Origin of the sequence: Leptospira koniambonensis (assembly GCF_004769555.1) — a bacterium.
In the GTDB taxonomy this organism is placed as follows: Bacteria; Spirochaetota; Leptospiria; order Leptospirales; family Leptospiraceae; genus Leptospira_B; species Leptospira_B koniambonensis.
The window spans coordinates 252,575-272,746 of the sequence record NZ_RQFY01000004.1 but is presented as its reverse complement, the minus strand read 5'-3'; the positions used below and the strand labels follow the sequence as shown (position 1 = coordinate 272,746).

Genomic DNA, 20,172 nt, shown 5'->3' with positions numbered 1-20,172 from the left:
CGTTGCGGGTATAGAGAATCTTGGGTGGTCTTTTCCAAATATAAGGTAGAAGGTTCTGATTTTAGGAAATCAATTCTGGAAGGATTTAAAAATCATCCAGGTTTGGATCATAGATTCGATTCTTATCCGAACGATTGGCCGAAAAATTTTGACCAGGGAAATTGTAAGCCGGATTGGTGGGCGCCTTGTTCTAAAGGTTTTTGGGCGGAAATTTCCAAGGATCCTTCTGTTGTAGCTCATAAAGACGGATTCTATCTCTGCGAAAGTGGAAAAGAACTCAGATGGTTCGTTTTTCATTTTAGAAATATCCTATAATTACTTACAAATGAAGAGTATATTCGAAAAAATTAATACTGAAGAAAAACATTTGGCATACGCTAGTTTGAGCAGAAGGGTTTATGCTCTAATTCTGGATTCTTTGATCCTATGCCCTGTTTGGATCCCTCAAATTGTGGTTTTTTATTATCATAATAAGATGGTATTTGAGCTGCTTCCCTTTTATACCGCCTTCCATTCATTACTTTATGTCGGGTATAAATTCGTAATGCATGCGTTATACGGCAGAACCATTGGAAAGGCATTTGCTGGGATTATAGTTACTGATTCTTCCAAAGGCCGCATAGGCTGGATCAGATCTTTTGTCAGGATCATACCTGAGCTTTCATTATCATTAGCAACGATCATGAGTTCAGTATACGACTCCAGGATATTTATGGAGCACCAGACCGAAATGGAAGGTTTACCTTGGGCGGGTGTTCATAGGATTTTGAATAAATTGAACCCTTTGGATAATTTCACTTTCTGGGATTCAATTTTATATTATGGGATTTCAGTGCTTTGTATCTTCCTTTCCCAAAAAAGGACCGCATTACACGATCTTTTAGCAGGGACCAGGGTGCTTCGTTTTAAAGAGGAATGAGCCTTCTAAATCTTTTAAGGAAATAAGTTTCCGGTACACAATCTCTTGACTCACATTCCGTAAATGTTATACTACAAAGATGCGGATCTTCGACTCTCATTTTCATATAATAGATCCAAGATTTCCCTTGGTGCCTAATCATGGGTTTTTGCCGGAACCATTTACGGTTTCGGACTATAATAAGCAAGCAGATTGGCTTAGGATCAAGGGAGGTGCTGTTGTTTCCGGTTCTTTCCAGGCCTTTGACCAAACCTACTTGTTAGATACTCTTTCCGTATTAGGAAAAAATTATGTAGGTGTTACTCAGCTTCCTGCAAATACAAAAGATCCTGAAATTCTTTCCCTTCATAAGGCTGGAGTAAGGGCAGTCCGGTTTAATGTAAGAAGGGGAGGCTCTGAGGAAATTTCCAAGATTAAGGAAATGGGTGCCAGGGTTTATGATATAGCAGGTTGGCATGTTGAATTGTACATAGATGCCAAAGAGATAGACGAATTTTTAGAAGAAGTGTTATTATCTCTTCCTAAAGTTTCTATAGATCATTTAGGATTATCTAAAGAAGGTTTTTCTACCGTTCTAAAATTGGTAGAAAAAGGAGTAAGAGTAAAAGCGACAGGATTTGGCAGGACAAATATAGATATACGATCTGCTTTGGTAGAAATTGCGGAGATCAACCCGGATGCTTTGATGTTCGGAACAGATCTTCCTTCTACTCGTTCTCCCGCTCCTTTTACTGAAGAAGATCTGCATATAGTTACGGATACTTTCGAAGGTGAGTTATTGCAAAAAGTGTTATATTCGAATGCTCTTGAATTTTACGGCGTAAACGTAAAAGTATAAATTATTCTTTTTTAAAGATCTGATCTGCTATCCTTTTCACGATTGAAGAAGGAAATATTTTCGTAGAGTAATAATGTGCCTTATTCATAAATCCAGGGACGGATTTTTTGGTCTTGTTTTGGATAGCATTGAAGGCAACCTTCGCTACATCTTTTGGATCCATTGCGATAGAATAGGCTAGATTTCCTAAACCACCTTTTTTGTTTTCTTTATGAATTCCTGCGACTGAAAGGAAATTTGTTTTAGTAGTTCCCGGATATAAGATCCCAAGTTTAACTCCATATGGAGCAAGTTCTGCAGTTAATGCTTCTGAAAAACTAACCACATAAGCTTTACTCGCTGCATAAGCCGCCATATAAGATAGAGGCTGCAAAGAAGCAGTGGATGCAACATTCAATATAAAGCCGCTCTTACGCTCTATCATTCTTTTTGAAATTTCATTAGAAAGTCTGGTGACAGCGTTTATATTGAGTAAAAGCATAGAGTTCACTTTTTCTGGCGAAAGTTCCCACGATTTTCCCCAAAGCCCGAACCCTGCATTATTAACTAAGACATCTATATCTAATTTAAGTTTAGAGATCCATCTTAAAATTTTAGGGATACTTTCTGTTTGAGTTAGATCTGCTTCTAAGGTTTCTAATTTTCCTAAAGAGTTGATCTCTTTACATTCTTTATGAAGAAGTTTGAATTCTTCTTTGGAAACACTGACTACTAGTACGTTATAACCTTGTTTATATAATAAGATAGAAAGTTCTTTGCCTATTCCGGAAGATCCTCCGGTGATCAAAACTGTTTTTAAAGTATTATTCGCTTTCATTTTGTTTCCTTTTCGATTTCGCAATAGATCATTGGTAATCTGAAATCTGTCAAAGCCTTTCAAAACCTGAAAAATCTAGCTTGCTCCTTTGAAAAAGGAACTTAATATTCCCGGAATGTCTCCTTTATTCCAACCTTTAAAAACCTATTTGGATACGAAACTTTCTTTGATTGATAAGATCTCTAAGGAAAGAAAGGCAGTCCTTTCTTCTTTTGCGGATTTTATTCTACAATCTTTCGAGACCAAGCAAAAAGCGAATCTAGTTTTTATATGCACTCATAATTCGAGAAGGAGCCAGATCGCTCAGGCATTCGCAGCATGTATTCCTCACTATTTTGATTTTCCTGGAGTTAAATCTTTTTCAGGTGGAACAAGTATCACTGAGTTACATCCAAATGCAGAGAAGGCTTTAGAGAATTGTGGATTTCGTTTGGAGAACCAAGGACCTCCTCGTAATCCTAAATATTCAATTTGGTGGGCAGATGGAACTCCTCCTTTGATCGCTTATTCTAAAAAATTCCAGGACGCTCCGAATCCTGCTTCTGAGTTTATCGCTATTTTGGTTTGTTCTCAAGCAGATGAATCCTGCCCTTATGTTCCAGGAGCAGAAGCAAGGATCTCTCTTCCTTTCGAAGATCCTAAATCAGCAGACGATTCTGAAAATCCGTTAGTAAGATATTTACAGACCTGCGATCAAATTGCTTCTGAACTTCTTTATACATTCCGGGAAGTAAAACAGAAACTTTAGATTCTTTCGGTTCTTGTTGGAATTCCTACATTTATCGTTTGCCACCTAATTTCTTTCTGTAGAACTAATATTTATGACGGTTCGTAATAAAGAAGATCTGGAAGCATTACAAAGGATTGGCAGGATCACTGCCGAGACCTTGGTTAAAATGAGAGAAGCTGCTAAGCCAGGGATTAGCACCAAAGAGCTGGATCGTATCGCGCATTCTTATTTTTCTAAGTTTGGAGCGAAAAGTGCTCCTCAACTCATGTATAAATTTCCAGGTTATACTTGTATCAGTTTGAATACTGAGATTGCTCATGGAATTCCAAGTGATCGTATCTTAAAAGAAGGAGATCTTCTGAATTTGGATGTGTCCTTAGAGTTGAACGGATATTTTGCTGATACTGGTTTTACTCTTATCGTTGGAAAAGATGATAAAGGTTTAAGCAAACTTTTAGATGTTTCTTCTGAAGCATTAAAACTTGCTCTTTCTGGTGTGAAAACTGGTGAAAAACTAAATTCTATCGGAAGAACAATTGAGAATACCGCAAAGAAGAATGGATTTAAAGTGATTCGAACATTATGCGGACATGGAGTAGGAAAATCTCTCCATGAAGAACCATTCGATATTTGTAATTATTACGAACCAAGAGATAAACGAATCCTAAAATCGGGGCAGGTCATCGCTGTTGAAACTTTTGTTTCGACTGGGGCAGAAGACTTTGTAGAACAATCTGATGGATGGACTCTAAAAACTCCTGATGGTTCTTTTACTGCTCAGTTTGAACATTCAGTAGTAGTTACTGAACGTGGACCGATTATTTTAACAGCGGCATAAAACAAAAATGATCACTATAATTTTAAACATACTTCCTATTCTAATATTCATTCTGGTATTTACAATTGCTCTATGGGATCGAAAACAAAAGGAAACTTTTTCTAAAAGAAATTTCGGCTCCTTCTTCCCTGCTATTTTATCTGGAGAATTGAGATCAGATATTAACTCAGCTTCTTCTCAAATTGAAAAAGCAGGATATGCCGTTCAGAAAGAAGGAGACAAACTTCTTTTCCAAAACGCTTCTCAATTAGCAAAACATAGAAACTGGTTATGGTCCTTTGGTTATGCTAAGAAAACTGAGAACGGATCCATTCAGTATAAATTATTCATTAATTTAGGTTCAGTGCTTACTGTTCCTGCTGCATTGTTTGTTGTAGTATTTTATGGAATGTTAGTGCAGAATAATATTCCTCAAGAGCAAGTTTCTATTGCGCCTTATTTTTTCCTTGGATTTGCATTTTTCTTTGCGATCTCTAGTTTTATTTCTCAAACGATCAAAGAGAGAAGTTTCCTTAAAAAAAGTCTTTCTTAAAATTAGAAAATGTTAATACGGATCGTACTCATTCTCCTTTCCCTTTCCTCTATGTACGGTTTGGGATTGAGAATAGAAAAAAAGGAATTGGGCTCTTGGTCCAAATTTGTGCCGATCCTAGTATTTGCGTTCTTTTGGAATTTCGGGATACTTCCTTTATCTGTATTTTTTACAGGAAAACTTTTAGGAGTATCCGAACTTGCGTTTGCTGCAATTTTTCTTTGTGCTGCTTCTCCTGGAGGAGCTTCGGGAGGATTATTTGTATTAAGAGCAAAAGGAAATCCAGCATTAGGCGGAATGTTGATCGCATTATTGAATGGTGCGAATACTATTCTCACTCCTTTGATATTTTCAATTTACCAAGGTGGTTCTGGATTTAATTTCGATCTTTTCCTAAAACTTTTTCTGATCGGAACATTTTTGCAAGGGCTACCTTTACTTCTCGGACTTCTTAGCAAATACTTCTTCCCTAAATTTTTTGATCCGGTTGCTCCTTGGGTGGAGAAATTCAGCACATTCTGTTTGGTATTGTCTATCTTACTTCTAATCTTTCAATATGGAGAATATGCACTAAGCTTAGGTTGGATTGCTTGGATAGGCGCTGCTGTAGCGGTAGGGCTTTCTCTTCTTCCTGGTATCTTTTTGTTTAATTCAACACAAGAAGTCAGAGCTTCCTTGTCTATGGTTTCCGGGATCAGAAGTTTATCTTTGGCTCTACTTCTTGCAGAACTTCATCTCAAACAAAGTGAAACATTACTTACCGTTCTTATGTATGGAACAGTAATGTATTTAATTAGCGCGATAGCTGCAGAATTTTGGAATGGAAAGAAGAAGATCCAAATATGAATTTTTATTTGAATGCGTATTCTAAATCTAATTTTATAATAGATGTTTTAGTTATTATTACTTTTATCATATTTCTTTTTACGTTTTTGGGAAATAAGAGAAAGTTTACTTTTTCCAAGGAATGGGATCTTTCCTTTTATAAAAGAATTCTAATTATTACTCTAATCTATCTGATCCTTGCATCCACTGTTCCCTTTTTTTTGGATGTGAGTTCTTTTATCCGAGTTAGGATTGCTTGGACAGTTTTAACAATTGCCCTTCCTCTATTTGGCGTCCTTCATTTTGTATTTTCTAAGAGAATTATTTTCTTATTTGTTTCTATCTTCTTGGTTTGTATTAAATTTTATTCTGAAGTTTGGGAACCGAATCATCTGGATGTGGAACATATCCAAATACGTTCGGAGAAAATAATTTCTCCTATCAAAATTGTACATATCTCTGATCTGCAAACAGATGATATTAGAAAACTTCACTTAGAAGTTCGAGAAGAGGCGAATCGATTTCAGCCGGATCTGATCTTATTTACAGGAGATGTGATGAATCATGTCTCCTTATATCCGATAGTAACTTCTTATTTAAAAGAATTTAAATATAATAATGGATTCTTTTTTGTTACAGGCGATGTGGATCATATTTTGCGTTATACTGATTTTTCTTCTCAGACTGGATCAGTTCTTTGGGATCGTAAATCAAAGGTAATCCAGATCGGCAAAAATAAGATTGGTTTGATGGGACTCGGTTTGCCTGATTATAGAAACAAAACTTTGATTTGGAGTTTGAAAAGAGAAATTCCTGAGGACATTTATTCTATTCTGATCAGTCATTATCCTGATTCTGTTCTTCATCAGCCGAACGAAAAAGTGGACCTTGTCTTAGCGGGTCATACGCATGGTGGACAGGTCCAGGTTCCGTTTTTTGGTCCAATCTTAACTCTTTCCAGAGTTCCTCGGCATATTGCAGCTGGGGGATTGAACGTTTACGAAAATACTGATATTATAGTAAGTCGAGGTTTAGGGGCAGAAGGTCATGTGGCACCCAGAATTCGATTCGGAGCAAGACCTCATTTGATTTTGTTGGAGCTCCTACCTGCAAATTCCACAAAAGAAACCGTTAAATACGGGATCTAAAATTTACGAAGAAAGGGTCCGATCTGTTATGCGGTTCACGTTAGTCTCTCTATTCTGCTTACTTTCTGTTTTTGTAACCTGCCAGTCCGTAACTGTAGAATATCCTATGTATCCTCCTACAAAAGAAGGAAGAGACTTAAAACAATTCTTAAATGGAGTGAAAACAGTCGCATTCGCTCTGGAACCGATGAATTCAGAAATATGGAGCCATGAAAGTAATCGTTCTTTCGTAATGATGGTCCCAGCAAAAATTTATGAAAGTTTTTCCCAAGATTCTTATTTTAAAATTTTGGATCTTAAAGATAGAGCAGATTTTCTGGAAGAAAAAGATCTTTCTTTAGAAGGGATACAAAAGAACAGAAAGAAGATCGGAGAAATATTAGATGCAGATGCTGTGTTATACGTTTCAGTTAAACAGCCAGAGTCCCAATGTTATGTAGAAGCTAAGATGGATTATCTTGCTCTTGGGGTGGCTGTTCTTAAAGTAGTTGCCGCTGGAAAGGATAGGAATCGGCAATATGGTAGAGCGGCGTCTTCTCTCGTAAGCGATCCAATCGTGAAACCCACTGGTGTCCGAAAAGTTTATATTCCTATAGAAGCAAATTTGATCCGGGTTGATTCCGGAGAAATGATGAAGACTATTCTTAGCAAACCTTCTATCATATATAATGGAGTAGGGGACGTTAGTTGTCCTAGTATGCTTCCTTCTCTTTCTACTGCATTAGATGAATCCATTTCAGAAATACAAAGAAGGCTTTCTCCTAAAGTAGAATCAGAAGATATTTCTATATTTACGGAAGATGAAAATCCAGAAGTAGAAGCACTTCTTTTAGAAGGATATGAAGAGATCACGGGAGAAAATCCGAATTTTCATAGAGCTAAAATTTCTTGGGAAAAAGCAGATCAAAAAGCAAAAGGGAAATCTTGGGCAGCAAAAGCAAATTTAGCTACTTACTATTTTTCAGAAGGTGATTACCAAAAGGCGATCCAATTTTATGATGAGGCAATCCGTTTAGGCGGACCCGAAGATGATTATCTAAAAGAATTAAAAGAATTGATGGCGCCTCCTCCGCTAGAAGAATGAAAATTCCAGTAAAAGCATAAGAAATTTGTATTTATTTCTATGATTTTGTCATGTCCAATTAGTATATTGGCGCATGAGCGATATTGAAAAGAACTTTCAAGCGCCGCATTTTGAACTAAAACAAATTAAAGAAGCTATTTCTAAGGGAGAAGGGTATTATAGGATCACTAATAAGGCAGTAGTTGATGCATCAGATTTATTTGATTTGGATATAGATAAGATTAAGGAAATTATTCTATCACTCGAAAAGAATGAATTTCAATTTGGGCACTTAACGGAGAAGACGAGAGGAAAAAATGGATTGGCTTTCGACGTATATAGAAAAAAGATCCAGAATGCAGATTTCGACGCATATATTAAATTAAGCTTGGATGAACAGGGATTTGCAGTAATAGCACAGATTATTTCCTTTCATGAGTATAAATGAAATGGGGAGGGAGATAAATGAGGGATAAATTATTTAAAGATTGTCCAGTATGCGGCGCAATTGGCTCTATAGAACATAGAATTTCCCAGTCCTTAAAAATTTCGACTTCTAAAACCGGACCTTTTACAGTACGCGGATTGAGCGGGCAATATTGTAAGGTTTGTGGAGAAGGTTTTTTGGATATCAAATCCATGAAAATCCTGAAAAGCTCTCGAGCTAGGAAAATAGCCGAAGCAGATTCCTTAATTACACCTGCCGCTAAAATTTTATCTGTCGAAAGTATTGCGCAAAAAACAGGCATTAAAAAGCAGAATCTTTTTACTATGATCCATGAAGGTGCATTACCGTATGTTGTTGATGGAGAGGGTAAAGAACGTGCTACTTCCGAGACCTTAAAAGCTGCTATTCTTTATAAGAAAAAACGCATGGTTAAGGTAGAGCCAAACATAGGTAAAAAAATTAAAGTAGGAGTTCTTAAAGCAAATTCAGGAAAAGCTTTATTAAAAGAACCAAGTGGAAATTTCCGAGTATTTTCTGCGTCCAATTTTGCACGGAGTTCGGAAAATCAAGATCGTATAGGTTCATCTAAAAAAAAGACAGTAAATTCTAAAAAATCCGGCTCAGTCAAAAAATAAACTGAACTAAATTCTTAAGGAAAAGTAAATTAACCTCTCCCTTTTTCTCCCCTTCTCAAAAAAGCAGGAATATCATAATCTTCTTTCATGTTTCCGGAAGGATTTTTAGATTTGAGCGCTCTGTATGCTTCCGGGTCATTGCTGATCCTTTCCGGTTCTGTTTTGAAAGTTTGGCGAGGTTCCTCCATTTCAGGAAGCCCTACCACCTTTCTTTGAGGTTGGGATTGTAATTTAGGAACAGATCCAATTCCCGCTGCTCTTTTATTAAAACCAGTCGCGATCACAGTGATACGAATTCTTTTTTCAAGTTCTGAATCCTCAGTTAGACCAATGATAATATTTGCGTTTGGATCTACTTGAGAAGTTATGATCTGAGATACTTCATTCCAATCGGAAATAGTAAGATCAGTTCCACCAGTTACATTGATCAATAGAGAAGTTGCTCCAGCGATAGATCGAGAATCTAATAGAGCATTATCGATCGCGAAGTTCACAGCTTCTGAAACTTTGTTTTCTCCGTAACCTTCTCCGACTCCCATAACCGCGTCACCGGTATCTCTCATGATCGCTTTTACATCTGCAAAATCCACATTGATGATACCAGGATTATTAACGATATCACTGATCCCTCTCACTGCATTCAAAAGAATATCATCTATTACTCTGAATGCTTGGTCGATCGGAGTATCTCTTTCTACTACCTGAAAGATAGATTCATTATTAACTAAAATTAATGTATCAACATAAGAACGAAGTTGTTCTATCCCTCTTTTTGCGAGTTCCATTCTTCTCTTTCCTTCGAAAGAAAAAGGAATAGTGACCACTCCAACTACTAAACATTTCTGCTCTTTTGCGATCTTAGCAACAATAGGTGCTGCACCAGTTCCGGTTCCGCCTCCCATTCCAGCAGTTACAAAAACCATGTCCGCGCCATGGATCACAGATGCGATTTTTTCCCTGTCTTCTTCTGCGGCTCTTGCACCTAACTCAGGATCTCCTCCTGCGCCCATTCCTCTTGTAGTCTTGGAACCTAATGCAATTTTACCTTCAATCTCGGAACGTTTTAATACCTGTTCGTCGGTATTCATAATAACGTATTCCACGCCTCTTAGGCTGGAATTCGCCATTCTTGCAACTGCGTTCATTCCGCCGCCGCCGATCCCTAAAACTTTAATAATAGCAGGGTTTGATTTTTCTTCTTCTTCGAAACGTAACATGATCACTCCCTTAGAGGTTTTCCTCTATCCATCTCCGAATTTTTTTGCCCCAGGTTTCGCTTCTGTCCTGGGATTTTCTTTCCATGTCCCCAAGCCTGGAGGCGTATTTAATAAGTCCAACTGCGGTAGCGAATTCAGGAGAAGAAACTCTATCCGAAAGTCCGGAAAGCCCCGCAGGCCTTGCACGGGTTACCGTTAGACGAAATACATCTTCCGCCAAACTTTCTATTCCTTCTAAAAGGCTTCCTCCGCCTGTGAGGATCACTCCTCCAGCGAGAAAAGATTTTTTTCCGGACTTAATAAGTTCTGCATCCACCATTTCGAAAATTTCTCTCATACGAGGTTCGATCACATGAACTAATTCTTCTCGGAGAACTGCTCTAGCAGGTCTTCCGCTGATTGGTGGTATCTCTACTGTTTCAGTTGGATCAATTTCTTCTAAAGAACAATGACCGAATCTTTTTTTCACAAGCTCAGCAGTTTCGATGGTGGTTTTTAAACCGATAGAAAGATCAGAAGTAACATTATATCCACCGAAAGGAATTACAGAAGAATAAGCAATTCCTCCATCCACATAAACGATCAGATCACAGATCCCGGCGCCAATATCTAATACTGCGGTGCCTAAATCTTTTTCTCCAGAAGTTAAAACTGCATCGGAAGAAGCGAGACTTGAAAGAACTCTTGTCTCTTCTGCCAAACCTGCTGCCTCAATACATTTTTCTAAATTATGAAGTGCTGTTAAACCTGCTGTGACTATATGGACTTCTGCTTCTAAACGAACTCCAGTCATTCCGATTGGATCTTTAATAGAAGTCTGATCATCTACTGAAAATTCTTTAGAAAGTACATGTAAAATTTCTTGGTCAGCAGGAACTCGAACTGCTTGTGCAGCTTCTATCACTCTAACTATATCAGGTTCAGTTACAACTCTGTCTCTGTTTGTGATTGCAACAACTCCCTTAGAATTATCAGCACGAACAGATTTACCTGTTACATTCACAACAACATAACCTATCTCTTGTCCACACATGAGTTCAGCTTCACTCACTGCTTCTATGATGGAACGAGTGGTTGCTTCTATATTGATAATGGATCCATTTTTGATCCCGGAAGAAGGGAACATTCCTGTTCCGATAATTTCAGTTTCATATTCGGAGATAGGACGTCCTACCACCACTTTTGTAAGTGCTGATCCCAGATCCAGAGAGACTATGATTCTTTCAGAAGATTCCATATTCTTAATGGTAGACCGCGTCTTCTCCTCGTATGTCCACGAGTTTGGGGCGGACTTTTTCTTTTTCAAGATATGCTAATACAGCGTATAACTTTCTGACCTGTTCTGTTTGGAATAAGGTCCCAACTTGCACACGAACTGAAAGAGGAGTGTCAGCGTAGACAAAAATTTCTCCATCTTCATGCAAGGATACTTCTGAGATACGAGTCTTTAATGCCGGATAAGAACGAAATGCATTCTCCACAGAAGTATGAAGATCCTTGAATGCAGCGCCGACCACTTCTCCTTTTTCTCTCGGGAATGTTCCGGAAAGAACAGTGAGTCCTTGGCTTCTAACATCATCCATGGAAACGATCTTAAGATCTGGATCTATTTCAAAAAGATGTCCGTCTGAGTTCACGAGGTAATTCGGTTTTCTTTCGGTGATCTCCACCAACAATTGGTCGTCCGTTTTTTTTTCCAAGTGAGCGGATTTGATTCTAGGATGTGAGGTAAGTCGGTTTTCCATTTGGCCGAGGTCGTAATTTTCGAAAGAGGTTCCCGGTTGGATTCCCATGATCTGAACTATTTCTTCCGTTCTAAGAGTTTCGTGTCCTGTCAGTATGAGTTTATTCAACTCCTGGGGAAGGGTCCCTCTCCTAAATCCCCAGCCTAAAGTGCTCGCCAATAGAAAGAGGAAGGCCAGAAGCCACCAACTCGTTCTTTTTTGAACGGATTCTTTCAAAAAGTCAATTATATTATGTCTCATAGCCGTTTTGAGGGGGTTTTTTCTTCCTTTCCCTTAGGATTATCGGGAAATTCTCTAAAATTTCGCCCATCTATTTTTGATTTAATGGGATTTAGTTGATCCGAATCCAAAGCCGAAGTTTCTAATAGAAGAAAGTATGAAATTTCCGATCCCATCTCCCATTCATCTAGGTTTCGTTTTCTTTTGTGCTTTTTTCGTACTCTTATACCAATCAGTGATCGAACGATCTGGTTCCGAAGAAGATTATCCTTATACTTTAAAAATTTATTATCCTAAGTCCCAAGGGATTCGCCCTGGAACTCCAGTTAGTATTTTAGGATTGGAGAGGGGAATTGTCCGAGATGTGGATGTGGTTGGGATAGAGGAAGTTCCTGACAAAAGATTTTTGGATAAGAACAGGACCAAGGCAGTAGAGATTACGATCCGACTTGCGGAGCCTATCACATTATATTCAAACTATGATATTAGTTTTAGGACAGCTACCGTACTTTCTGGAAGAACGATAGATATCAATCCAGGAAATGCGGAAGAAGATTCCAAGCAGGCATTTTTCAAGCCAACATACAAGGAAGAAGAAGATTTCCGTCCTGACTTTGCTCCTTCTGCCAGATACTATGATGACTTTTTTGCTGCATCTACTGGTGTGATCCGCGAAAACAAACAAGACATCACTTTGATGTTTGCAAACTTCGAAGAGATATCTTATAAACTCAAAAGTAGTAATGGATCAGTTCCAAGGTTTATCAATGATCCGGATACATACGATAATCTGGCTGAAACATTGACTGATATGAGAATTTTAGGGGACGATGCCAGAAGGTATGTCGAAGGATACCGTAAGATAGAAAGAAGCGCTCCTATCCCTTTCTCCATCAATTTGTATCGCAGGACCACCATCATCGGCGGGATTTCCAGCGATTTCTATCTGAACAAGCTATAACTCCGCATGAGCCTCTTCGAAAAGACGGGGACAAACTAAGCTACCCTGCCGATCCTAGTATCTATGAAAGTCGCAGTGATCCATGATTGGCTGAATGGAATGAGGGGAGGAGAGATCGTACTCGATTCTATCCTAAAAGTATTTCCGGATGCAGATCTATTTACCCTTTTTTATGAAAAAGGAAAGTTAAACGAAAGAATAGAAAATAGAAAGATCGTAACTGCATTCACTGATAGGCTTCCTTTCAAATCCAAGTATCGTTGGTATCTTCCTTTATTTCCTACTGCGATAGAGTCCTTGGATCTAAGAGGATATGATCTGATAGTATCTTCTTCTCATTGTGTTGCAAAAGGTATAATTCCGGATCCGGATGCGATCCATATCAGCTATGTACATTCTCCTATGAGATATGTTTGGGATCTGTATTATGATTATTTTCCTGCGAGAAGTGGTTTGAAATTTTTCGCATTCGAACTTGTTTCTAATTATCTTCGTACTTGGGACTCTGTTTCTTCCAATAGAGTAGATTCATTCTTATGTAACTCTGAGTTTGTTGCAAGAAGGATCCAAAAATTCTATAGAAGAGATTCCAAAGTAGTTTATCCTCCTTGTTTGCCTAAAGGTTTTAAGGTCAAAGCGGAGAAGAAGGAAAACTTCGACCTGATCGTGTCTGCATTCGCTCCTTATAAACGGATCGACTTAGCGATAGAAGCATACAGAAAGAATGGAAGGCCACTTAAAATTTTAGGAAGCGGCCAAGAATATAAGAAACTTATAAAAGATCTTCCTCCAAATGTAGAGATCCTACCACATAGACCAAGAAACGAAGTGCAAGAGTATATGGCCAAGGCAAAAACATTCATTTTTCCTGGGATGGAAGATTTCGGGATCGCACCTGTCGAGGCCCAAGGGTATTGTACTCCTGTTCTGGCATACGCAAAAGGTGGAGCCTTGGAGACAGTGGTCTCCGGCAAGACTGGACTCTTCTTCAAAGAGCAAACAGTGGAGGCATTGAACGCTGGCTTGGCAGCATCCGACCAAAAAGAATGGAAATCTAAGGATTTTCAGGCCTCGGTAAACCGTTTTACAGAGGAAAAATTCATCATCCAAATCCAAAAGGCGGTCGAGACTATAAACAAGAACTCTGGAAAAAGGAGGGGCGTATGATTACTTTGCATAGATTGAAAGGAAATGAATTCGTTCTAAACGCCTCTCATATAGAATGTATCGAGGCCAATCCGGATACTACGATCACTTTGTCTAATGATAGAAAATATGTGGTCCAAGAAAGTATACCCGAAGTGATCGAAAAAATTTTGGAGTTCAAAAAACGAGTGCTGGTGTTTCCTTTGGGTTCCGCGCCGGATCAATTTAAGAGGGCAGATTAAACTACAATGGATATAGCTACAATCATAGGTTTCGGCTCTGCAGTCGTAGTATTCGCTTTCGGGATCCTTTCCGCCGGCTTGAATCCACTTGATATCGTGGATATACCTTCCGTATTGATCACATTCGGAGGAGCGACCGCTTGTACAGTGATGGCGGTCCCTTGGCAAAATACCTTGGAATTAGGCAAGGTAACTCGTAAGGCTTTTAGAGAAGAAAAAAGCGATCTAATCGGACTCATTAAAACATTAGTTTCCTTCTCCGAGAAAGCAAGGAGAGAAGGTCTACTCGCGTTAGAAGATGACGTGAACGAACTTCCTGAAGAATTTTTAAGAAAGGGAATTACCCTAGTTGTGGATGGAACAGACCCTGAGCTTGTTCGGAATATTATGGAAACCGAAATGAGTAATATCGCTTCCAGACATAGTGCCGGAAAAGCTTGGTGGGAAAACTGGGGAGCACTTGCTCCTGCATTCGGGATGATCGGAACTCTGATCGGACTCGTTCAGATGTTAAAAAACCTTGGATCCGGAGACGCGAGTGCGATCGGAACAGGGATGGCGGCCGCTTTGATCACCACATTGTACGGATCTATGGGAGCGAACATGATTGCGATCCCAATCATGAAAAAACTTATGCGTAAATCCGAAGACGAACTATTAGTAAGACAGATCATGATAGAAGGTACACTCTCTATTCAGTCCGGAGATAACCCTCGTATCGTGAAAGACAAGCTCGCAAGTTATCTGCCTCCTGGCGAACGCGGCGTTCTAAAAGACGAAAACGATTAAGATTTATTTCGGAAGAAGAATATGGCAAAACAGAAATGTCCAGATTGTATCCAGAATATTCCAGAGTACATGCTTACTTATGGAGACATGGTTACACTTCTTCTTTGCTTCTTCATTATGTTATACCGTACGGGTAAAACGAACGCGATAGAGATGCAGATCATTCTATCCGCGTTCAAAACCACTACTGGGTTTTTTGACGGTGGACAAACTCTTTCCAAAGGAAAATTGGAAGAGATGGGAATGAATATAGAAAGTCTTCCTTCCATGACTACTGGAAAGGCTCTTTCTAAATCTAAGAAGACCGCTACGGAATTATTCAAACCTGAGATAGAAGCAGGGAAAGTGCGAGTAACGGAAGACGAAAGAGGTCTTGTGATCAGCTTAGTAGGAGCCGATTATTTTAATCCAGGCTCTGCAATTTTACAAGAACCGATCAAAGGTACATTAAAAAAGGCTAGCGGTCTCATCAAAGGATTGGAAAGATTTGTAAGGGTAGAAGGTCACTGCGACGCTGATGCAGTACTGCCCGGCGCCAATCCAAACAGGGAAGAAAGAACATACTTAAACAATTGGGATCTTGCAGGTGCAAGGGCGATCAACTCCACAGACTATGTTGTGGGAGTAGGAAAATTAGATCCAAGTTGGTTCCAAGCAGTGAGTTTTGGATCTTATAGACCTCTGGTCGTAGAGAACCAAGGAACTCCAGAAGCAAAAGCATTCAATAGAAGAATTGATATCGTAATCTTAACGGAAAAATCCACCAAACGAAGCGACTACGAATCCAATTTCGGCCTACCAAAGAGCCGTGTTCCAGGTTCAGAAACTTCCACCGAAAGTGGATTATAGTAGAGTAAAAGGAGAATACCCATGGGCGATCCCGAAATAGACGAGGAAGAAGGCGGTTTACCCGCGGCGGATGCCGGCGCCGGCTCGTCTCCGCTCATCAAATGGCTGATCTATATTGCCGGTGCTGTATTCGGAATTATCATAGTTGTACTTGTTTCCATGTTTGTAGCGAAACAGGCAGCGACTAGTACCTTCCGTGAAATGAAAAACGTAGCCTTAGTAAAACCACCTCCGCCACTCATGACCTTCCAATTTCAGGAAGAGTTCAGGATCAACACTGCAGATAAAGGTGAAACTCACTTCGTAAAGATGAAATTATCTTTCGGAGTTGCAAGAGATGATGCTAAGATCACTGCGGAACTTGCGGAAAGGATCGCTCAGATGAGAGACTTGGTGAACCTAATTATAGGAAGAAAGACCAAGGATGATCTGATCGACGTAGAAGATCAGTTAGATTTGAGAGAAGAGATCAAGGCTCAGATCAATCATATTCTCTCCGACGGAAAGATCCAAGAAGTTTACTTCACAGAATTTATCGTCAACTAATGACAAAACCGAAAATCCTAGGGGTCATACCCGCAAGATATGGAAGTTCCCGATTTCCTGGCAAACCGTTGGCCAAGATCGGGGACCTTCCTATGATCGCCTGGACATATAAGAATTCTGTCCAGTCTTCTCTTCTTCATGATGTTGTTGTTGCCACTGATGACGAAAGGATCTTTCAGATCGTTTCGGATAACGGTGGTAAGGCGGTGATGACTTCCCCGGATCATCCATCCGGAACAGATAGGATTAGAGAAGTCGCACTCAAATATCCTGACTCAGGAATTATAATCAATATCCAAGGTGACGAGCCTGGAATAGAATCTGAACTTATTGATGGAGTAGCGAAACTCAAACTGGAAAGACCAGATTGGGCGATGAGCACTGCAGCAGTTCGATTAGAAGAAAATGAGATCCAAGATCCGAACCGGGTCAAAGTAGTCTTAGACAAAAACGGAAAGGCACTCTATTTCTCCCGTTCAGCAATCCCTAGCCAATTCAAAAAGACAGTTCCTGCTTACAGACATCTTGGGATCTACGGATACGATAGGGATTTCTTACTTGGATATCCCTATCTTCCCCCAAGCGCATTAGAAGAATCTGAATCACTCGAACAATTAAGAGCGATGGAAGCTGGACATTCTATCGGAGTGTTTATAACAAACCGCGCAGCATTGAGCGTAGACACACCTGAAGATCTAGAACTAGTAGTGGAAGATTTTAAGAAGAAGGGACTGATCCCTTAACTAAGAGCTTCTTGCAGAGTGTTGTGGATTAAAACGAAATCCGTAAGACCAACGATATCCATCACTTTTCTGAAATGATCGTTTAGGCCTGCAAATTCAATTTTGGAAGAAGATTCACTTGCTTTGGTGATCAAACTGATCAAGGTTGCAAGCCCCGCCGAATTGATGTAAGATGTTCCATGGAAATTCAAAATCACCCTGGTCCTACGTTGTTCGGGTATGGACTGGTATTTTCCTAAAATTTCGTCATCCGCTTCGGAGGTGATTTCTCCAGAGATATGGATCACCGGAACATTAGGTTCAAGATCCACGTTTATTTTGAATTCGTCAGACATCTGCCTTATTTAGCACAAAAGACCTTCCCTCTCGAAGACAGTCAATCCCGTTTCCTGGGAAAAACCGACCACCTACTGGGAGTAATCCATTAAACGTGGTGCTCTAGCTCCTCTGGAGAAAGTCTGTCGAAAATCTGGCCGCATTTGGAACATTGAAAAGAAACAGTAGTAGGTTTGGAAGAAATCCCGAAAAGGATCAAAAACCAGGCCCAATTACCGTAAGTTTTCACTTCTCTGGAAAGAGGGGATTTCCTGTCCGTTCCGCAACTGTCGCAATGTGGTAAAGAAGAGGATTGGCTCACAAAGCTAGCTTGAAATGGGGGTGGAAAACTTCCAGAAGAAAAGTGGGAAAAAATCAAGATGGGAGTCCTTTCGGACTCCCGAAGAATTTGAATTAATTTTGATTTAGGTAGATTACGTACTTAGAAATCTTTTTAAGTTTTTCGTCGCCTAAGAACTTGTAGGAAGTCATCACAGGGTTGCTTGGAATTCCATTATTCAAAGTTTTCAAAATTCCTGCTTCTGTAGGACCATTTTTCCAGTCACTAGCAGGTGCTTTGTAATTTCTAGGCTTTGGATTTAAGCTAGCCGCAGCTGCTCCGTCTCCAGCGCCTGTATCTCCGTGACATGCGTTACATCCGTTTTCAAGAAAAAGTTTTTTACCTTCTTCTACTTCTGGACTTAAAGTTGCTGCGGCACTTACTACAGGTGCAGCTTCTTCTTTCGGCTTTTCTTTATCTCCGCAGTTCAATAGGAAGATGAGGGAGAGAATGGAAACAAAAAGGGAAATCAGGATTGCCCGAGTCTTCATGGATTACTCCTTTATATTGGTTCCAACTTTCTCATTCAGAAAGAGAAAGCAAAGAACTTTTTGTCACGGTATTGTCGGGGTGGATTTCGCAAAGGATTTCGGTAATAGGAAGAAGGATCCGAAAATTGACTTTTGTCAAAGCATCCGGAGATGATTCTTAATATCGATTTCTAAGAATGGAAAAGAATCGGACTTATTGGTTTTTCGTAAAACAAAAGCGGGGGAGTCCCACCCCGCTTCCTTTTTAGATCAAGCAGGTTTAAAAATAAAACCTGTCGAAGTTTCCGTTCTATCAAAAAGGACCGGCATATCAATCGCGATCGATTCGGTGACCGGCTTACCTTGGTATTCTCCTTCGATAATACTCATGGTTTTTGCACCTTCTTCCAGCTCAATGACTGCAAGAACGTAAGGCGCTCTTGGAGCTAAATGTCCGAAGCCAACATGAACCACAGTGTAAGTATAAACTTTTCCTTTGCCTGAAAAAGTTTTAGCTTCTACTTCTTCTGATCCACAGCTTGTGCAAGAAACTACAGGATCGGTAGCTTCGAATCCACAAGATTTGCATTTTTTTCCGGTTAAAGAATGAGCTTCCATAATCTCCGCCATTATTCCCCCCTCTGCAGAATATGTACTATACTAACTGCACCCGGGCCGCCTAAAACATGAGTTAAAGCAGTACGAGCATTTGCAACTTGTCGTTTTTCAGATTGGTCTCTGAGTTGGTAAGTCATCTCTACAACTTGACCTACACCTGTAGCTCCAACTGGATGACCTTTTGCTTTTAAACCACCTGAAGTATTTACAGGAAGTTTTCCACCCAGTCGAGTATGACCATCTTTAGTGAATTGGCCGCCTTTTCCTTTTTCAACAAAGCCAAGATCTTCTATATTGATGATCTCAGTGATGGTAAAACAGTCATGGCATTCTAAAACATCGATGTCCTTTCTTTCTACGCCAGCCATTTTAAAAGCTTCTGTAGCTGCTTGAACAGATGCAGGGAAGCTAACAGAATCTTTTTTAAGAGCCACATTGAAGTAGTCTCCACCAATTCCGGAACCTTTTACAACAACATAGTCTTTACGAACAGATTTTGCTTTTTCTTTGGTAGTGATCACGACCGCGGCGGAGGCATCCGTAACCAAAGAAACATCATGAAAACCGAATGGAGTAGTTACCATTCTTGCTCTCATAATATTATTGAAAGAAATCTCTTTTTGTTTATGAGCAAACGGATTTAAGCTGCCATGGAAATAGTTTTTTTCAGCAACTGTTGCTAACATTTCCTTGGTAGTGCCGAACTCATGCATATGACGGATTGCGTTTAAAGCAAAACCAGAAGGACCGGAAATACAATAACCGCCTTCTACATCCTGGTCTTGGCCTCTTGCTACGATTTCCATCGTAGTTTCAGGATCTAAGCCGTTCATTTTTTCCACGCCCAGAACTAAAACGGTATCGTATAGACCGGATGCAACGGCAAGAACACCTTGTCTCATTGCGATTCCACCGGAAGCACAAGCTCCTTCAGTGCGGATTGCAGGACGATCACCTAAACCAAGTAAGTTGGCTGCATAGGAACCCATTGTGTTTTGAGCGTTAAACTCATTACCTGCATAATTTCCAACATAAACAGCTTGGATTTCCTTTCTGTCGATACCTGAATCTTTAATAGCTCCGTTACCAGCTTCGGTAACTAGATCACGTAAAGTTCTGTCTTTATGATTACCATGGACCGTTTCATAGGCCCCGATGATTGCTACTTCTCTCATGATT

Annotated in this window: 27 protein-coding genes and 1 pseudogene; 19 read left to right on the top strand and 9 right to left on the bottom strand. The window is 39.7% G+C overall.

The annotated features are described in order from the left end of the window. The first annotated feature begins 24 nt into the window (after window positions 1–24). The 3 genes from EHQ52_RS20230 (at window position 25) to EHQ52_RS05315 (ending at window position 1,757) form a co-directional block, all read left to right on the top strand. The gene (locus EHQ52_RS20230) at window positions 25–315 is read left to right on the top strand and encodes a hypothetical protein (RefSeq protein WP_244244798.1); all 291 of its coding nucleotides are present in this window, start codon (window positions 25–27) and stop codon (window positions 313–315) included. 10 nt (window positions 316–325) lie between these two features. Continuing rightward, window positions 326–919: an RDD family protein gene (locus tag EHQ52_RS05320; protein ID WP_135614220.1), complete on the top strand. Its 594-nt coding sequence runs from the start codon at window positions 326–328 to the stop codon at window positions 917–919. Window positions 920–998: 79 nt separating this feature from the next. Continuing rightward, on the top strand, window positions 999–1,757 hold the full coding sequence (locus EHQ52_RS05315; RefSeq protein WP_135614219.1) for an amidohydrolase family protein: 759 nt from the start codon (window positions 999–1,001) through the stop codon (window positions 1,755–1,757). A gap of 1 nt (window position 1,758) precedes the next feature. Here EHQ52_RS05315 and EHQ52_RS05310 read toward each other — a convergent pair whose 3' ends face one another. Further along, window positions 1,759–2,574: an SDR family NAD(P)-dependent oxidoreductase gene (locus tag EHQ52_RS05310; protein WP_135614218.1), complete on the bottom strand. Its 816-nt coding sequence runs from the start codon at window positions 2,572–2,574 to the stop codon at window positions 1,759–1,761. 115 nt (window positions 2,575–2,689) lie between these two features. Here EHQ52_RS05310 and EHQ52_RS05305 point away from each other — a divergent pair, with 115 nt between their 5' ends. The 9 genes and pseudogenes from EHQ52_RS05305 to EHQ52_RS05270 all read left to right on the top strand — a co-directional run bounded on the left by EHQ52_RS05305 (window position 2,690) and on the right by EHQ52_RS05270 (window position 8,793). Continuing rightward, complete coding sequence (locus tag EHQ52_RS05305) at window positions 2,690–3,322, top strand: low molecular weight phosphatase family protein (protein WP_135614217.1); 633 nt, start codon at window positions 2,690–2,692, stop codon at window positions 3,320–3,322. A gap of 73 nt (window positions 3,323–3,395) precedes the next feature. Continuing rightward, window positions 3,396–4,142 carry a type I methionyl aminopeptidase gene (gene map, locus EHQ52_RS05300; protein ID WP_135614216.1) on the top strand — a complete coding sequence of 249 codons (747 nt, stop codon included), beginning with the start codon at window positions 3,396–3,398 and terminating at the stop codon, window positions 4,140–4,142. Between the two features lie 7 nt (window positions 4,143–4,149). Then, complete coding sequence (locus EHQ52_RS05295) at window positions 4,150–4,674, top strand: hypothetical protein (RefSeq protein ID WP_135614215.1); 525 nt, start codon at window positions 4,150–4,152, stop codon at window positions 4,672–4,674. Between the two features lie 9 nt (window positions 4,675–4,683). Next, window positions 4,684–5,520: a bile acid:sodium symporter gene (locus EHQ52_RS05290; RefSeq protein WP_135614214.1), complete on the top strand. Its 837-nt coding sequence runs from the start codon at window positions 4,684–4,686 to the stop codon at window positions 5,518–5,520. Continuing rightward, window positions 5,517–6,647: a metallophosphoesterase gene (locus tag EHQ52_RS05285; RefSeq protein ID WP_135614213.1), complete on the top strand. Its 1,131-nt coding sequence runs from the start codon at window positions 5,517–5,519 to the stop codon at window positions 6,645–6,647. Before EHQ52_RS05290 ends, EHQ52_RS05285 begins: the two co-directional genes overlap by 4 nt. A 28-nt stretch (window positions 6,648–6,675) precedes the next feature. Then, window positions 6,676–7,731 carry a lipoprotein LipL41 gene (locus EHQ52_RS05280; protein WP_135614212.1) on the top strand — a complete coding sequence of 352 codons (1,056 nt, stop codon included), beginning with the start codon at window positions 6,676–6,678 and terminating at the stop codon, window positions 7,729–7,731. Between the two features lie 73 nt (window positions 7,732–7,804). Further along, on the top strand, window positions 7,805–8,158 hold the full coding sequence (locus tag EHQ52_RS05275) for a type II toxin-antitoxin system MqsR family toxin (RefSeq protein WP_135614211.1): 354 nt from the start codon (window positions 7,805–7,807) through the stop codon (window positions 8,156–8,158). 17 nt (window positions 8,159–8,175) lie between these two features. Continuing rightward, window positions 8,176–8,331 (top strand): annotated as a pseudogene (locus EHQ52_RS20370) (YgiT-type zinc finger protein); the annotation flags it as partial. Between the two features lie 18 nt (window positions 8,332–8,349). After that, entirely contained in the window at window positions 8,350–8,793 is a 444-nt protein-coding gene (locus EHQ52_RS05270; RefSeq protein WP_244244797.1) for a hypothetical protein, read from the top strand. Between the two features lie 29 nt (window positions 8,794–8,822). On the opposite strand, the gene ftsZ is transcribed toward EHQ52_RS05270, so the two are convergent. The 3 genes from ftsZ to EHQ52_RS05255 are packed head-to-tail and all read right to left on the bottom strand — an operon-like array spanning window position 8,823 to window position 11,995. After that, a complete protein-coding gene (gene ftsZ / locus EHQ52_RS05265; protein ID WP_135614209.1) occupies window positions 8,823–10,010 on the bottom strand; it encodes a cell division protein FtsZ in 1,188 nt (395 codons plus the stop codon). A gap of 10 nt (window positions 10,011–10,020) precedes the next feature. Next, window positions 10,021–11,247, bottom strand: coding sequence for a cell division protein FtsA (ftsA, locus tag EHQ52_RS05260; protein WP_135614208.1), 1,227 nt, complete (start codon window positions 11,245–11,247; stop codon window positions 10,021–10,023). Between the two features lie 4 nt (window positions 11,248–11,251). Next, the gene (locus EHQ52_RS05255; RefSeq protein ID WP_135614207.1) at window positions 11,252–11,995 is read right to left on the bottom strand and encodes a cell division protein FtsQ/DivIB; all 744 of its coding nucleotides are present in this window, start codon (window positions 11,993–11,995) and stop codon (window positions 11,252–11,254) included. A 136-nt stretch (window positions 11,996–12,131) separates the two neighbouring features. Between EHQ52_RS05255 and EHQ52_RS05250 the strand changes: the two genes are divergently transcribed. The 7 genes from EHQ52_RS05250 to kdsB all read left to right on the top strand — a co-directional run bounded on the left by EHQ52_RS05250 (window position 12,132) and on the right by kdsB (window position 17,250). Continuing rightward, a complete protein-coding gene (locus EHQ52_RS05250) occupies window positions 12,132–12,935 on the top strand; it encodes an MlaD family protein (RefSeq protein WP_135614206.1) in 804 nt (267 codons plus the stop codon). A gap of 63 nt (window positions 12,936–12,998) precedes the next feature. After that, window positions 12,999–14,102 carry a glycosyltransferase gene (locus EHQ52_RS05245; protein WP_167492180.1) on the top strand — a complete coding sequence of 368 codons (1,104 nt, stop codon included), beginning with the start codon at window positions 12,999–13,001 and terminating at the stop codon, window positions 14,100–14,102. Next, entirely contained in the window at window positions 14,099–14,323 is a 225-nt protein-coding gene (locus EHQ52_RS05240) for a flagellar FlbD family protein (protein ID WP_100706477.1), read from the top strand. Before EHQ52_RS05245 ends, EHQ52_RS05240 begins: the two co-directional genes overlap by 4 nt. A 6-nt stretch (window positions 14,324–14,329) precedes the next feature. Further along, window positions 14,330–15,112 carry a motility protein A gene (locus EHQ52_RS05235; protein WP_100711209.1) on the top strand — a complete coding sequence of 261 codons (783 nt, stop codon included), beginning with the start codon at window positions 14,330–14,332 and terminating at the stop codon, window positions 15,110–15,112. 21 nt (window positions 15,113–15,133) lie between these two features. Beyond that, window positions 15,134–15,961: a flagellar motor protein MotB gene (gene motB / locus EHQ52_RS05230; protein WP_135614204.1), complete on the top strand. Its 828-nt coding sequence runs from the start codon at window positions 15,134–15,136 to the stop codon at window positions 15,959–15,961. A gap of 21 nt (window positions 15,962–15,982) precedes the next feature. After that, a complete protein-coding gene (locus EHQ52_RS05225) occupies window positions 15,983–16,507 on the top strand; it encodes a flagellar basal body-associated FliL family protein (protein WP_008591739.1) in 525 nt (174 codons plus the stop codon). Beyond that, complete coding sequence (gene kdsB / locus EHQ52_RS05220) at window positions 16,507–17,250, top strand: 3-deoxy-manno-octulosonate cytidylyltransferase (RefSeq protein WP_135614203.1); 744 nt, start codon at window positions 16,507–16,509, stop codon at window positions 17,248–17,250. The genes EHQ52_RS05225 and kdsB overlap by 1 nt, the downstream gene beginning before the upstream one ends. On the opposite strand, the gene EHQ52_RS05215 is transcribed toward kdsB, so the two are convergent. From EHQ52_RS05215 to EHQ52_RS05190, 5 genes are all read right to left on the bottom strand, one after another. Further along, window positions 17,247–17,585, bottom strand: a complete 339-nt coding sequence (locus EHQ52_RS05215; protein WP_020769614.1) for an STAS domain-containing protein — start codon at window positions 17,583–17,585, stop codon at window positions 17,247–17,249. The two genes, kdsB and EHQ52_RS05215, sit on opposite strands and share 4 nt — an antisense overlap. Window positions 17,586–17,674: 89 nt before the next feature. Further along, window positions 17,675–17,887 carry a hypothetical protein gene (locus tag EHQ52_RS05210; protein WP_135615654.1) on the bottom strand — a complete coding sequence of 71 codons (213 nt, stop codon included), beginning with the start codon at window positions 17,885–17,887 and terminating at the stop codon, window positions 17,675–17,677. Between the two features lie 92 nt (window positions 17,888–17,979). Next, window positions 17,980–18,396: a c-type cytochrome gene (locus EHQ52_RS05205; RefSeq protein ID WP_135614202.1), complete on the bottom strand. Its 417-nt coding sequence runs from the start codon at window positions 18,394–18,396 to the stop codon at window positions 17,980–17,982. Window positions 18,397–18,645: 249 nt separating this feature from the next. Then, window positions 18,646–19,005 (bottom strand): Zn-ribbon domain-containing OB-fold protein, encoded by a 360-nt coding sequence (locus EHQ52_RS05195; protein WP_135614200.1) that lies wholly within the window; start codon window positions 19,003–19,005, stop codon window positions 18,646–18,648. Beyond that, window positions 19,005–20,168 (bottom strand): thiolase domain-containing protein, encoded by a 1,164-nt coding sequence (locus tag EHQ52_RS05190; RefSeq protein WP_135614199.1) that lies wholly within the window; start codon window positions 20,166–20,168, stop codon window positions 19,005–19,007. Before EHQ52_RS05190 ends, EHQ52_RS05195 begins: the two co-directional genes overlap by 1 nt. Between the last annotated feature and the right edge of the window lie 4 nt (window positions 20,169–20,172).

Coding starts and splice junctions, on each gene's coding strand:
- EHQ52_RS05320 (WP_135614220.1), top strand. CDS start 326: ATGAAGAGTATATTCGAAAAAATTAATACTGAAGAAAAACATTTGGCA.
- EHQ52_RS05315 (WP_135614219.1), top strand. CDS start 999: ATGCGGATCTTCGACTCTCATTTTCATATAATAGATCCAAGATTTCCC.
- EHQ52_RS05310 (WP_135614218.1), bottom strand. CDS start 2,574: ATGAAAGCGAATAATACTTTAAAAACAGTTTTGATCACCGGAGGATCT.
- EHQ52_RS05305 (WP_135614217.1), top strand. CDS start 2,690: ATGTCTCCTTTATTCCAACCTTTAAAAACCTATTTGGATACGAAACTT.
- map (WP_135614216.1), top strand. CDS start 3,396: ATGACGGTTCGTAATAAAGAAGATCTGGAAGCATTACAAAGGATTGGC.
- EHQ52_RS05295 (WP_135614215.1), top strand. CDS start 4,150: ATGATCACTATAATTTTAAACATACTTCCTATTCTAATATTCATTCTG.
- EHQ52_RS05290 (WP_135614214.1), top strand. CDS start 4,684: ATGTTAATACGGATCGTACTCATTCTCCTTTCCCTTTCCTCTATGTAC.
- EHQ52_RS05285 (WP_135614213.1), top strand. CDS start 5,517: ATGAATTTTTATTTGAATGCGTATTCTAAATCTAATTTTATAATAGAT.
- EHQ52_RS05280 (WP_135614212.1), top strand. CDS start 6,676: ATGCGGTTCACGTTAGTCTCTCTATTCTGCTTACTTTCTGTTTTTGTA.
- EHQ52_RS05275 (WP_135614211.1), top strand. CDS start 7,805: ATGAGCGATATTGAAAAGAACTTTCAAGCGCCGCATTTTGAACTAAAA.
- EHQ52_RS05270 (WP_244244797.1), top strand. CDS start 8,350: ATGAAAATCCTGAAAAGCTCTCGAGCTAGGAAAATAGCCGAAGCAGAT.
- ftsZ (WP_135614209.1), bottom strand. CDS start 10,010: ATGTTACGTTTCGAAGAAGAAGAAAAATCAAACCCTGCTATTATTAAA.
- ftsA (WP_135614208.1), bottom strand. CDS start 11,247: ATGGAATCTTCTGAAAGAATCATAGTCTCTCTGGATCTGGGATCAGCA.
- EHQ52_RS05255 (WP_135614207.1), bottom strand. CDS start 11,995: ATGAGACATAATATAATTGACTTTTTGAAAGAATCCGTTCAAAAAAGA.
- EHQ52_RS05250 (WP_135614206.1), top strand. CDS start 12,132: ATGAAATTTCCGATCCCATCTCCCATTCATCTAGGTTTCGTTTTCTTT.
- EHQ52_RS05245 (WP_167492180.1), top strand. CDS start 12,999: ATGAAAGTCGCAGTGATCCATGATTGGCTGAATGGAATGAGGGGAGGA.
- EHQ52_RS05240 (WP_100706477.1), top strand. CDS start 14,099: ATGATTACTTTGCATAGATTGAAAGGAAATGAATTCGTTCTAAACGCC.
- EHQ52_RS05235 (WP_100711209.1), top strand. CDS start 14,330: ATGGATATAGCTACAATCATAGGTTTCGGCTCTGCAGTCGTAGTATTC.
- motB (WP_135614204.1), top strand. CDS start 15,134: ATGGCAAAACAGAAATGTCCAGATTGTATCCAGAATATTCCAGAGTAC.
- EHQ52_RS05225 (WP_008591739.1), top strand. CDS start 15,983: ATGGGCGATCCCGAAATAGACGAGGAAGAAGGCGGTTTACCCGCGGCG.
- kdsB (WP_135614203.1), top strand. CDS start 16,507: ATGACAAAACCGAAAATCCTAGGGGTCATACCCGCAAGATATGGAAGT.
- EHQ52_RS05215 (WP_020769614.1), bottom strand. CDS start 17,585: ATGTCTGACGAATTCAAAATAAACGTGGATCTTGAACCTAATGTTCCG.
- EHQ52_RS05205 (WP_135614202.1), bottom strand. CDS start 18,396: ATGAAGACTCGGGCAATCCTGATTTCCCTTTTTGTTTCCATTCTCTCC.
- EHQ52_RS05195 (WP_135614200.1), bottom strand. CDS start 19,005: ATGGCGGAGATTATGGAAGCTCATTCTTTAACCGGAAAAAAATGCAAA.
- EHQ52_RS05190 (WP_135614199.1), bottom strand. CDS start 20,168: ATGAGAGAAGTAGCAATCATCGGGGCCTATGAAACGGTCCATGGTAAT.